General features: G+C 57.4%; 11 protein-coding genes. 7 read left to right on the forward strand and 4 right to left on the reverse strand.

Features of this window, described 5'->3' with window-relative positions:
- Entirely contained in the window at positions 1 to 1,581 is a 1,581-nt protein-coding gene (locus HKX44_RS12015; RefSeq protein WP_276151565.1) for a Hint domain-containing protein, read from the reverse strand.
- A gap of 304 nt (positions 1,582 to 1,885) precedes the next feature.
- Between HKX44_RS12015 and dapE the strand changes: the two genes are divergently transcribed.
- Genes dapE through rnr form a run of 4 tightly spaced genes read left to right on the forward strand, consistent with a single transcriptional unit; the run spans position 1,886 to position 6,301 of the window.
- Positions 1,886 to 3,031, forward strand: a complete 1,146-nt coding sequence (dapE, locus tag HKX44_RS12020; RefSeq protein ID WP_276151566.1) for a succinyl-diaminopimelate desuccinylase — start codon at positions 1,886 to 1,888, stop codon at positions 3,029 to 3,031.
- The gene (locus HKX44_RS12025; RefSeq protein WP_276151567.1) at positions 3,028 to 3,444 is read left to right on the forward strand and encodes a GNAT family N-acetyltransferase; all 417 of its coding nucleotides are present in this window, start codon (positions 3,028 to 3,030) and stop codon (positions 3,442 to 3,444) included. The genes dapE and HKX44_RS12025 overlap by 4 nt, the downstream gene beginning before the upstream one ends.
- Positions 3,441 to 4,013 carry a TIGR04282 family arsenosugar biosynthesis glycosyltransferase gene (locus HKX44_RS12030; RefSeq protein WP_276151568.1) on the forward strand — a complete coding sequence of 191 codons (573 nt, stop codon included), beginning with the start codon at positions 3,441 to 3,443 and terminating at the stop codon, positions 4,011 to 4,013. The genes HKX44_RS12025 and HKX44_RS12030 overlap by 4 nt, the downstream gene beginning before the upstream one ends.
- 32 nt (positions 4,014 to 4,045) lie before the next feature.
- The gene (rnr, locus tag HKX44_RS12035; RefSeq protein ID WP_276151569.1) at positions 4,046 to 6,301 is read left to right on the forward strand and encodes a ribonuclease R; all 2,256 of its coding nucleotides are present in this window, start codon (positions 4,046 to 4,048) and stop codon (positions 6,299 to 6,301) included.
- Here rnr and HKX44_RS12040 read toward each other — a convergent pair.
- Positions 6,270 to 6,998, reverse strand: coding sequence for a glutathione S-transferase family protein (locus HKX44_RS12040; RefSeq protein WP_276151570.1), 729 nt, complete (start codon positions 6,996 to 6,998; stop codon positions 6,270 to 6,272). The genes rnr and HKX44_RS12040 overlap by 32 nt on opposite strands.
- Positions 6,999 to 7,077: 79 nt before the next feature.
- Between HKX44_RS12040 and HKX44_RS12045 the strand changes: the two genes are divergently transcribed.
- Complete coding sequence (locus HKX44_RS12045) at positions 7,078 to 7,794, forward strand: YafY family protein (protein ID WP_276151571.1); 717 nt, start codon at positions 7,078 to 7,080, stop codon at positions 7,792 to 7,794.
- Between the two features lie 67 nt (positions 7,795 to 7,861).
- Positions 7,862 to 9,118: a lytic murein transglycosylase gene (locus HKX44_RS12050; RefSeq protein ID WP_276151572.1), complete on the forward strand. Its 1,257-nt coding sequence runs from the start codon at positions 7,862 to 7,864 to the stop codon at positions 9,116 to 9,118.
- On the opposite strand, the gene HKX44_RS12055 is transcribed toward HKX44_RS12050, so the two are convergent.
- Together HKX44_RS12055 and HKX44_RS12060 are read right to left on the reverse strand one after the other, a co-directional pair.
- Entirely contained in the window at positions 9,113 to 10,510 is a 1,398-nt protein-coding gene (locus HKX44_RS12055; protein WP_276151573.1) for an aspartate aminotransferase family protein, read from the reverse strand. The genes HKX44_RS12050 and HKX44_RS12055 overlap by 6 nt on opposite strands.
- Positions 10,511 to 10,573: 63 nt before the next feature.
- Positions 10,574 to 11,284: a GntR family transcriptional regulator gene (locus HKX44_RS12060; RefSeq protein ID WP_276151574.1), complete on the reverse strand. Its 711-nt coding sequence runs from the start codon at positions 11,282 to 11,284 to the stop codon at positions 10,574 to 10,576.
- Positions 11,285 to 11,430: 146 nt separating this feature from the next.
- On the opposite strand from HKX44_RS12060, the gene HKX44_RS12065 reads away from it, so the two are divergent.
- Positions 11,431 to 12,516: a polyamine ABC transporter substrate-binding protein gene (locus HKX44_RS12065; protein WP_276151575.1), complete on the forward strand. Its 1,086-nt coding sequence runs from the start codon at positions 11,431 to 11,433 to the stop codon at positions 12,514 to 12,516.
- Positions 12,517 to 12,572 lie beyond the last annotated feature (56 nt).

The raw sequence follows: 12,572 nt of genomic DNA on the forward strand, positions 1-12,572 counted from the left end.
TCAAGCCACCTTTGCTGCGCGCAGCAGCCCCGCCTCGTAGCGTTTCAAGGTGCGCCGCGCAGCGGGGGAATACCCTTGGCCGGTTTCGGGATCAATTTCGGGAAAAATTGTGCAAATCTCGTTGACCACCTCGCGTTCCAGATTTTTGGTCGTCATCGGGCCGGGCAGAAAACTTTCGGTTTCCAGACCCTCGGAAAAGACAACCTGATGGCGGTCAAACAGCAGGTGAACATAGGTTACTTGGCCCCCTGCACGCCGCCGAACGGAGCGGTCATTGACCAGATCGCGTGCGGCGACCAGCACTTCGGCTTCACCAAAGAGCAGCTCTGCCAGATTGTCGCGGATCAACACACGGTGCAGCGGCGACACCAGCAAGTCCCGGTGGATGCCAAAGGTGTTTGCGCGGATATGGATCGGGGCAAAGTCACCTGTGGCTTGCACGGCCCGCGTCCCGATCCAGCGCAGGGGCTGGGGGCCATCGTCCTGGGTCAGGACCAGATCACCGGGTATTAGGGTTTCAGCTGGTCGTTCACCGTCCGGCGTCGCAATCATTGTCCCGGCGACGAAACAGGGCACGCCGGTGGCATTGACGAAACCCACATCGGTGTTGATGCCGTTGTCTACAGTATAGGTAAAGTTAAAGTTCTCGACGTCGCCATCACCGGTAACGGTAAAGGTGCCGTCGGGGTTAAGCTCGACGGTCTGGCCCGTCGGCAGGGTGATGATATCCCCCGCAGCTGCCGCCACGCCGTTAATATGGGTGATCGTCAGCGTTCCGGGACCGTTGTTGATGTCATTTGCCAGAACATCGATCACCTTGTCGCCATCGGGAAACAGATCAATGTTGTCGGACATTGCCACCAGATCGGTCTGGATTGAATTGCCGGCAATCAACAGGTTGGAATCATACCGTGCATCCGACACATCCGCGACAGCGATCCGCATGGAGTTTGTGACGCCGGGATTGACGTTCATCGTCAGGGTCAGGCTGATGGTGAACCCGTCCATCTCGGTGTTGAAATCGTCATTCTGATTGTTGACGTACATGTTGATGTTGTTGGTGGTATTGACGTTGCCGGGGTCGATATCACCATTACCCACATCCATCGGAACCAAGGTGCCGTTGATCCAAACCCCCACAAAATCTTGATAAATCGAATTTTCGAATTCGGGGTATTCTTCTGAGGAAAATACGAATTGCATTGTGAGCGTGTCAGTATCCGGAACGAAATCAACATCCAGCGTTGCGGCATCATACGTGCGCGCGCCCGCAGCAGAGTTGTATTGCCCGTGGTTGTTTGTACCGGAAGTATTGGTCGACGTATTGGCATTCTGGTTCGCCTGACCAGAAGAGTTCGTAAAATCCTCTGCCTCACCTGTCGACAGGATCACCCCGGTGTCCCCCGGCGTGACGCCCGGTGCCACGGAATCTCCGCCGGAATAGGTGCCGGCGCTGTCCCGGTCGCCGTAATAGGTTGCACCGGTCACCGTTACCCCGTCGCCAAAGATGGTTTGCGCCATCTGCGTCGCTGTGGTGCCTTCACGCACTGTATTAATCGGAAGCTCTGATGCCGCTACCATTGTCCTGCCTCACACCTTGGGCCCGGATGGCAATGGTCAGCGCAGGATCGCAGGCAAGACATGCCCTCGTTCCTGAAATGGTGGTGCAATGGGGCCGGCCCTGTTTTCAGGTGCTCGGGGAACTGCGCTGCTGCTGATGCCCTGCCTCGGGTCATATTATTGCCATATTGTTAACAGCTGGCGGCGCGGCTGTTAAGCATTTCCTACCAGCACCCCCTTGGCACCGCGCCTTTTTCGCCACAAAAGAAGGGGGTTACCCGGTTTTTCCCAGAAGGGGCCGGATTTGTCAGAAAAGGAAACACCCATGTCCCCCGTTGATCCCGTTGCCCTGACTGCCCAACTGGTGCGCTGCGCCTCAGTGACCCCTGCAAACGAGGGTGCGTTGGAAATACTGGAAAATCTGCTGAGCGGGGCCGGTTTTGAATGCGCATGGGCCGACCGCGGTGGTATCCGCAACCTGTTTGCCCGCTGGGGAAGCAAGGGAAATACGCGCTCTTTCGGATTTAACGGTCATACTGATGTTGTACCGATCGGAAACGAGGCGGATTGGTCGATGCCGCCCTTCGGAGCCGAGATCAAGGATGGCATCATGTATGGTCGTGGCACCACCGACATGAAATCCGGCGTTGCGGCATTTGCCGCTGCGGCCGTGGATTTTGTCCGCGACACCCCTCCCGATGGTTCGATTGTGATTGCAATTACCGGGGACGAAGAAGGCGATGCGGTCGATGGCACCACCGCCTTGCTTGAGCATATGGAGAACCACGGTGAACGCATGGACGTCTGTTTGGTGGGCGAACCGACCTGCCCCGACGTCATGGGCCAGATGATCAAGATCGGGCGTCGCGGGTCGATGACCGCTTGGATCAAAGTGACGGGAACGCAGGGTCATTCTGCCTATCCCCACCGCGCCAATAATCCGCTGCCGGCAATGGTGCGGCTGATGGACCGTCTGGCCTCACATGAACTGGATACAGGTACCGAGCATTTTGATCCCTCGACCTTGGCTGTGGTGACTGTGGACACCGGAAACCCCGCGACAAATGTGATCCCTGCGTCCTGTTCCGGCACCGTAAACATCCGGTTCAACGATACCCATTCCGGAGAGTCCCTGACCCAATGGCTTGAGGCCGAAGTGGCGAAAATCCGCGCGGAATTCGGGGTCGAGGTTGGGATGGACATTAAAGTGTCCGGCGAAAGCTTTATCACCCCGCCCGGCGCTCTCTCTGCACTGGTTTCAAATGCGGTGGCGGCCGAAACCGGGGTGACACCGGAACTGTCCACCACTGGCGGCACCTCGGATGCGCGGTTCGTCAAGGCGCATTGTCCGGTGGTTGAATTCGGTCTTGTGGGGCAGTCAATGCATCAGGTCGACGAGCATGTGAAGGTCGCGCATATTCATCAACTCAAGGCGATTTATACCCGCATCTTGCAGGATTATTTCGCATGAGCGTCATCATATCCCTGACAGATGACATCGTCGCGTGCCATGCTTTGCGCCGGGCCGTGTTTATCGAAGAACAAGGTGTCTCCGAGGCTGAAGAAATTGATGATCTGGATGACGTTTGCTTGCATTTGCTGGCCCTTGACGGTGACGCGCCGGTTGGTACGGCGCGGGTGAACATTCAGGGCGGGCTGGCCAAGATCGGGCGGGTTTGTGTGGTGAAATCGCATCGGGGCACCGGACTGGGCGCTGCGTTGATCCAAAAGGCACTGGAGGTATCTAGGGGCAAGGCCGCCCAGGCAAAGCTGGGTGCGCAGACCCACGCCCTTGGTTTTTATGAAAAGCTGGGGTTTGTGGCGACGGGACCCATCTTTGACGATGCTGGTATCCCCCACCGTGACATGGTTCGCGACCTGTGAAAGGCACGTTGATCGTCATGGTTAAGGAGCCGCGCCCGGGCAGGGTGAAAACCCGTCTTGGCCGTGACATCGGAATGACGGCATCGGCGTGGTGGTTCCGGCTCCAAACGCGCAGTTTGTTGCGACGGTTGCGAGATCCGCGCTGGGATATTGTGCTTGCCGTCAGCCCCGACCGTGAAGGGGTGCAAAGCCGTGTCTGGCCACTGGATTTGCCACGGTTGCCACAGGGCCACGGTGATCTGGGTGCGCGCATGGCGCGGATGCTGGGGCAGGTGCCACAGGGGCCGGCCTGTTTGATCGGGGCGGATATCCCTGCAATTACCCGCAAGGAAATCGCACGGGGCTTTGCCGCGTTGGGGGATCATGACGCGGTGTTCGGGCCGGCACCGGATGGCGGCTTTTGGTTGATCGGGCTGAAGCATCCCCGCCGCCAGCCGCCGCAATTCTTCAGGAATGTGCGGTGGTCCAGCGAAAACGCGCTTGCCGACAGCGTCGCAACCCTGCCGGATCATCGCATTGCCCATATCGCAACCCTGCGCGATGTGGATACCATGCACGATTTGCCATGACGTGAGCATAGCCGCGTGGTACCTGCGGGCCTATGAACAAAATACCATCCAAAGCCGAGATCCTTGAGTGGATCGAACAGAACCCGACCAAGACAGCCAAACGCGATATCGCCAAGGCGTTCGGGATCAAAGGGTCCGCGCGGATCGACCTGAAACAGCTTTTGAAAGAGTTGCAGGCCGAGGGGCATCTGGAAAAGCGCAAGCGCAGCTATCAGGATCCGGACCGCCTGCCGCCGGTATCCGTGTTGATGGTGACGGGGCCGGACAGTCAGGGTGATCTGTTTGCCAAACCGATGGAATGGCACGGCGAAGATCGCGAGCCGAATGTGTTGTTGATCCCGAAAGCGGGTGATCCGGCGCTGGGCGAGGGGGACCGTATTCTTGCGCGGCTGACCTTGGTCAAAGACGAGAGCCACGCCTATGAAGGGCGGCTGATCCGGCGCATCGGGACAAATCCCAAGAAGGTTTTGGGCATTTTCCGCAAACATACCGAGGGCGGGCGCATTGTTCCGGTCGACAAAGGCGCGGATCGGGAATGGGCAGTCGCGGCGACTGATGTGAACGGCGCGAAAGACGGTGAGCTGGTTGAGGCGGAACAGGCCGGGCCAAAGGGGCGTATGGGCCTGCCACGGGCGCGGATCACCGACCGGTTGGGTGACCCCACCGCCCCCAAGGCTGTGTCATTGATTGCAATCCATCAGCATGGCATTCCGGATGCATTTCCCGATGATGTGGTGGCACAGGCCGATGCTGCCACGCCTGCGGGGTTGGATGGGCGCGAAGATTTGCAGGACATGCCGCTGATCACGATTGATCCGTCAGACGCGCGCGACCATGACGATGCGTGTTATGCCCATGCGGATGACGACCCCAAGAACGCGGGCGGGCATGTGGTCTGGGTCGCAATTGCGGATGTGGCGGCCTATGTCACGCCCGATTCTGCGCTGGACCGTGAAGCGCGCAAACGGGGCAACTCTACCTATTTCCCCGACCGTGTGGTGCCGATGCTGCCGGACCGTTTGTCGGGTGATCTGTGTTCGCTGCACGAAGGGGTGCCGCGCGCCTGTATTGCCGTGCGCATGGTGTTGGATGCCAAGGGCAACAAACTGTCGCACAGTTTCCATCGCGGGCTGATGCGCTCGCCAGCGTCCTTGCATTACGAAGAAGTTCAGGATGCCATTGACGGGCGGCCCAACGCGCGCACTGAGGCCTTGTTAGAGCCTGTGCTAAAGCCGCTTTATGCCGCTTACGAGGCGCTGAAACTGGCCCGCGCCGAGCGCCAGCCGCTTGATCTGGACTTGCCTGAGCGGCGGGTGGAACTGGCCGAGGACGGCACCGTCAAGTCGATCAACTTCAAAGACAGGTTGGACGCGCACAGGCTGATCGAGGAGTTCATGGTGCTGGCCAATGTTGCCGCCGCTGAGACACTTTTGGCCAAAAAGGTGTCGCTGCTCTACCGTATCCATGAAGAACCTTCGCCAGACAAACTCGAAAGCCTGCGCGAGACGGCACAGGCCTCGGGGTTTACGCTGGCCAAGGGGCAGGTGTTGCAAACACGGCACCTGAATAAACTGCTGAATGATGCGGCGGGCACCGATGAGGCAGAGTTGATCAACCTATCAACATTGCGCTCTATGACGCAGGCCTATTATGGCCCCGCGCATATCGGGCATTTTGGGCTGGCACTGAAATCCTATGCACATTTCACCTCGCCCATCCGGCGCTATGCCGATCTGGTTGTGCATCGGGCGCTGATCACCGCCCATGGCTGGGGCAAGGACGGGTTGCGCCCCGAAGACATCGAAAGCCTTGAGCAAACCGGGGCGCATATTTCTGATACCGAGCGCCGTTCCATGGTGGCCGAACGTGACACGACCGACCGTTATCTTGCCTCTTATCTGTCGGAACGCGTGGGCAATGAGTTTACCGGGCGCATCAGTGGGATCGCCCGTTTCGGTGTCTTTGTGAAGCTGGACGAAACCGGTGCGGACGGATTGTTGCCGATGCGGGCGCTGGGACGCGAGTATTTCCATCATGACGCCGAAAGCCAGACCCTGCGCGGATCTGATACCGGAATGGTGATTTCACTGGGGCAGCGGGTAAAGGTGCGGCTGGCCGAAGCGACACCGGTAACAGGCGGTATTTTACTGGAACTGCTGGAGCTTGAAGATCAGAAGATCAAGCAGGGCAGCCGGTCACCGGCAGGGCGTAACCCCCGCCGGAAATCCAACAAAGCCAAACGTAAGAAAGACAAGATCAAGCGCAAAGTTTCCCGCACGCGTCGCTGACAGGGCTGTTCATCGCATCGCTGGCGCGGTCGATGTAGCGGCACAGTATCTCGTCCTCGGCGACGCGTGTCTTGAGCAGTGTCTTGCCCGGCGTCGCGCGCATATTGGCCAACATCGCCGCCACAGAGGCATCTGCCGCTGTCGGCTTGTCGCCAAACAGAAACGGACCATGCCAGAGCCGTGTGGTGATGGCGTGCAAATCAGCCTCAAGCCGTTCCAGTCGTTCCTGCGGTGTGAACCGGCCCAAGCCTTGAGCATGCATGCCTTGCATCAGTGTTTTGCGCAGCTTGCTGGTGATCATGCCGCGCAACAGCTTTGGAATGGCGGCAAAATACGTGTCGCGGATGATGGGCCAGACTTCGTCATCTGCCCAGCGGTCCATGACCACGTGAAAATACATGTGTTCCTCGGCCATGCGGATAAAGGCACGTGATGTGGCCTTTTCCATATCTGAAAGCCCGACATCAAAATCGGCACCCTGTGATTCCAGATAGCTGCGAATGTTCTCGCTGTCGGGGATGATCTGACCATCCACGCGGATTGCTGGCAGCTTTTGTTTGGGCATGCTGCGGGGGTCGACCGTATCTTCGCGGACCCAGGGTAGGCCCGACATGTTCAACAGCCAAATTGCTTTGATACAAAACGGACTGGCAGCAGGTTGTCCAAATGACGGGCCAAACGTGATGAGAGTGATCATGGGGTTTTCCTTTTCTGATGTTGGCCTGTCCTAGCACCCGATGCTGTCAATTTTTGTCAGCATGGGATAAGGTTGCTGTATGACGCGCACTCACCGCCTGTTTCAGTTGATGACAACCCTACGCCGGCTGCCCGCGCCGGTACGGGCCACGCAGTTGGCGGATGAAATGGGCACCTCTTTGCGCACGGTTTATCGCGACATAGATGCCCTTCGCGGGTTGGGCGCGGTGATCGATGGCGAGGCGGGCTTTGGCTATACCTTGATCGAAGACGCTACCCTGCCGCCGTTGGGGTTTGAGGATGACGAGCTTGAAGCGTTGGTGCTGGGGCTGCGCGATGTGACCGTGATCGGTGATCCGGCGCTGGCGAAAGCGGCCAAAACGGCTCTGGCCAAGATTACCGCACGGGTGCCCCCACGACAGGCGCACCGCCTGCAACATGCTGTTCTGGATGCGCGCCGATTTGTCCGACCGACTCCGCCGCGCATTGATGTGGCCGATCTGCGCGCGGCAACTTGGGAAGAGGAAACTGTGCGTTTTGCATATACGGATCGTGTGGGCGCGGCGACCACACGCGAGGTTGATCCCCTGGGGCTGATCTATTTGCAGGATACCAACATGTTGATGGCATGGTGCCATTTGCGTTGTGATTTTAGGGTCTTCCGACTGGATCGGATGGATGACCTTGGGCGGACGGGCGCAAGTTTCCGACCGCGGCGGGTGCCGATGCTGCGCCAGTATACCGACATTTTGCGGGCCGAAGCGATTGCGCGAGCGGAACGTCGCGCGCAGGGCTGATCGGGGTTTTCCCGCTTGGGTCTGCATACTAGGCTGCGATTGTCAGATATCGAAGGTGAGAAAATTCATGCGTCGCTTTGCGATTTTGTTCAGCATTACGTTCCTTTGGTCAGTGCCGGTTCTGGCGATAGGGCCGGAAACATCGGTTCGGCCAAGCGAACGACAGACCCGCACAGATTCAGTAGCCCGCCCCCAAACGGATGCGGGGCTGGCCGAATGGCTGGTCGATTTTCGCAGCCGTGCTTTGGCTCAGGGCATTGAACCTGAGACTTTTGAGAATGCGTTGACTGGGGTCACCTATGATCCGAAAATTATCAAAAGGGACCGCAATCAGGCCGAATTTACCAAAACGATCTGGGAATATCTGGACACCGCTGTATCCGACCTGCGGATCGAAAACGGGCGCAAGGCGCTTGCCAAATGGGCCGGTACGCTAGAGCGGATCGAAGCGAAATATGGCGTTGAAAAGGAGGTGATCGTGGCGATTTGGGGCCTTGAGAGCGCCTATGGCACGTTTCGCGGTAAGGCCCCTGTGATCAACGGTTTGGCAACGCTGGCGTATGACGCGCGGCGGTCTGAGTTTTTCGAGGGCGAGTTGATCCACGCTCTGCAAATCTTGCAAGACGGCGATACCAATGCAGCACAGATGCGGGGCAGCTGGGCGGGGGCGATGGGCCATACCCAGTTTATGCCGTCATCTTTTGCCGCCTATGCGGTGGACTTTGACGGCGATGGCAAGCGCAACATCTGGGGCGATGATCCGCAGGACGCGCTGGCGTCGACCGGTGCCTATCTCAAGCACTTTGGCTGGACCAAAGGGCAACCATGGGGCGTTGAGGTGCGCTTGCCGGCTGGGTTTGACTATACACTTGCGGATCGTAACATCACTAAACTGCCCGGTGAGTGGGCGCTGATGGGCATATCTCCGGTTGCAGCAACGGGGAATGACGCCGATGGCCCTGCCTCGATATTGTTACCCGGTGGGGCAAAAGGGGCCGCGTTTATGGTTTTTTCGAACTTCGCGGTGCTTGAGAAATACAATACTGCCGACGCATATGTGATTGGGGTTGGTCACCTGAGCGACCGGATACAAGACGGCAAGGCCATCGAACACAGCTGGCCACGGCACATGCGCGCGTTGAGCAAACCCGAGCGGACCGAATTGCAGAAACGGTTGACGGCTGCGGGTTTTGATACGGTTAAGATTGATGCAAAAATGGGCCCGCTGACCATAAATGCCGTGCGTGATTTTCAGAAAGCCAAAGGGCTGGTGCCCGATGGCTTTCCGTCGCTTTCGTTGCTGGATCGCTTGCGGGCCTTATGAGGCGGCCTTGAGCATGTCCTTGTCCTTGAGGTCTTTATAGGTTGCGTCCAGCGCCAGTTTTGCACGTTTTGCAAACACATCAATTTCTTCGGCGTTGATCACCAGGGGGGGGGAAATGATCATCCGGTCGCCGACATGGCGCATCACCAGATTGTTGGCAAAGCAATGCTCGCGGCACATATATCCGACGGCACCTGCATCACCGGCAAACTTGGCGCGGCTTTCCTTGTGTGGCGTCAGTGGCAGCGAAGCCATCAAGCCGGATACGTTCACGCCGCCAACCAACGGGTGTTCGCCAAGGTCATCCAGCGCCGCATGAAGCGCCGGCATGGCAACATTACGAATGTGGGACAGCATGTCCTCTTCCTGCATGATGCGCAGGTTTTCCATGGCAACTGCGGCACAAACAGGATGGCCGGAATAGGTGTAGCCGTGGTTGAATTCGCAAGCGTTGATCACTTCGGCGATTTCATCCGATACAATTGACCCGCCAATGGGCGCATAGCCAGAGGACAGCCCCTTGGCGATGGTCATGATGTCGGGGGTGATGTCCATCGTTTCAGAGCCAAACCAGTTGCCGGTCCGGCCAAAGCCGCAAATCACCTCGTCGGCAATCAACAAGATGTCGTATTTCTTGCAGATACGCTGGATTTCTGGCCAGTAAGTCGCAGGCGGGATGACCACGCCACCGGCACCCTGAACCGGTTCGCCAATAAAGGCGGCGACATTTTCTGCGCCCAGCTCAAGAATCTTTTCTTCAAGCTCTTGTGCGCGGGCAAGGCCGAATTCCTCGGGTGTCTGCTCACCGCCTTCGGACCACCAGTCCGGCTGCCTGATATGGTGAATGCCGGGGATCGGCATCCCGCCCTGTTCATGGATATATGTCATTCCACCCAGTGACCCGGAACCCACCGATGATCCGTGATAGGCGTTCTTGCGGCTGATGATATGGGATTTTTCGGGCTGGCCTTTTTCAGCCCAATAGGTGCGTACCATGCGCAGGTTTGTATCGTTCGCCTCAGAGCCTGATCCGGCGAAGAAGACATGGTTCAGATTGCCCGGCGCGAGCTTTGCCAATTCGGCGGCCAATGCGATGGCCGGCACATGGGTGGTTTGGAAAAACGTGTTGTAATAAGGCAGTTCGTTCATCTGGCGCATGGCCACCTGACCCATCTCAGGGCGGCCATAGCCAAGGTTCACACACCACAGTCCGGCCATCGCATCGAGAATTTCATTCCCCTCGCTGTCCGTCAGATAAACGCCTTTGGCTCGGGTAATTACACGTGCGCCTTTTGCGGTCAGTTCATCGCCGGTGGTAAAGGGGTGCATGTGATGCGCGGCATCAAGCGCTTGCAATTCGGCGGTGGGCAAATGGTTGGTGACTGAAGACATAGGGTTCGACCTCTGCAAAGGGGAAAACAATTGCAAGTCAGAATATGATCAAATTTCTTAAAGTCAATCAGATCGGGCAGAGAGTTCGGTGTCTTTCAGGGCTGAACAGATTTGATCAACCCCTTGGATGACGTCCTCAGCCATGGCGCGGGCGGCTGCTTCGGCATCGCGAATCCGCAAAGCTTCCAGCAGGTCCTGATGTTTATCCGGCAGGTTTCTGGTGCCGAACCGGCCACAGACCACGCGCAGCGACGGGCCGAACCGCAACCAAAGCCGGTCAACCGTCGCCGCCATGATCGGTGCGTTTGCCGCCTCGTGGATCAGGGCGTGAAACCTGTAATTCTGGGTGAGATAGCCGCCTATATCGCCCTGGGCGATTGCGCGGTTCAGGTCCTCATCACAGGCGGCGATTGCATCCAGCGACGCAGGTGTAAGCCGCAAAGTCGCGCGTCTTGCAAGTTCAGGTTCAAGTGTTTTGCGCATAAAGCCCAGCTCGTCTGCGCAATCCGGGGTCAACACTGGAACACTGACGCGGCGGTTACCCTGATGGGTCAGCGCCCCTTCGGCAATCAGACGCCGTAGGGCTTCGCGTACCGGTGTCATCCCAACGCTAAGTTGGTCCGTCAGGCCCTGGATCGTGACAGGTTGACCTGGTGCCAAATCGCCAAAAAGAATCATGACGCGCAGTTTTTCATAGACGGCCTGATGCGCAGGCATCTTTCCTGTGTCGGTCCCGATAAAGGGATTCGTCGGTGCGATCACTTCCACATTCATGCACATTCGCCTGTTTTTGCAGATCAGGAGCCAGCCTACGCCAGATTATTCTGCATGAAAGCATAAAGTAACTTGCCGCAAGACGCAAAACTTGATCAAATTAAGGCAAGGTCGGTTCCAACCCGGCCAATTCAAGGGAGTATAACATGACAAACCGTGTTTTGGGCATTGCCGCTGTTGTCGCACTGACGGCGGGTGCATCTGTCGCCGAAGAGGTCCGCGTTTATAACTGGTCCGACTATATTGACGAAGCGCTGCTGGAAAAATTTGAGGCCGAAACCGGCATCGAGTTGGTCTATGACGTGTTCGACAGTAACGAAGTTCTCGAAACGAAAATGCTGGCCGGTGGATCTGGTTATGACGTTGTTGTGCCCTCGGGTACTTTCCTACAGCGCCAGATTTCCGCGGGTGCTTTTCAAAAACTGGACACCTCCAAATTGTCGAACATGGATAACATGTGGGACACCATCAATGACCGGTTGAAGAAATATGATCCCGAAGGGGCCTATGCGATCAACTATATGTGGGGCACCACGGGTCTTGGTGTGAACATCAATAAGGTTAAAGAGGTGCTGGGGGACGACGCGCCGGTGGATTCGCTGGCCTTGGTGCTGGATCCTGCAAATATGGAAAAGCTGCAAGACTGCGGCGTACATTTTCTTGATTCCCCTGCCGAGCTGATCCCTGCCGCCCTGGCCTATATTGGCGAAGATCCCGATAGTCAGGATCCGGATGTGATTGCCAAGACTGAAGCGGTTTTGAGCGCGGTCAGCCCCTATGTGCAGAAATTCCACAGCTCAGAATACATCAATGCCCTGGCCAATGGTGACATCTGTGTTGCTGTGGGTTGGTCCGGTGATGTTCTTCAGGCACGTGACCGCGCCGCAGAGGCCGACAATGGTGTGGAAATCGAATATTACGCGCCAAAAGAGGGTGCGTTGATGTGGTTTGACAATATGGCGATCCCAGTGGACGCACCAAACCCGGACGCCGCGCATAAATTCCTGAACTTTATCATGGACGCGCAGAACATGGCTGCTGCATCCAACTATGTTTACTATGCAAACGGTAACAAGGCCTCGCAGGAGTTTCTGGTTGAGGATGTGATTGGCGATGTTGCGATCTATCCCGATGCCGCGACGCTTGAAAATCTGTACACAACCTCGCCTTACAGCCCCAAGGTGCAGCGCGGCGTGACCCGCATGTGGACCAAGATCAAGTCCGGTACCTAACCATTGACGCAGGGCGTGGCTGGCATCAGCCGCGCCCTTATTTTTTGCCAATACAG

The organism is Sulfitobacter sp. M05 (genome assembly GCF_029285175.1).
GTDB lineage: Bacteria > Pseudomonadota > Alphaproteobacteria > Rhodobacterales > Rhodobacteraceae > Sulfitobacter.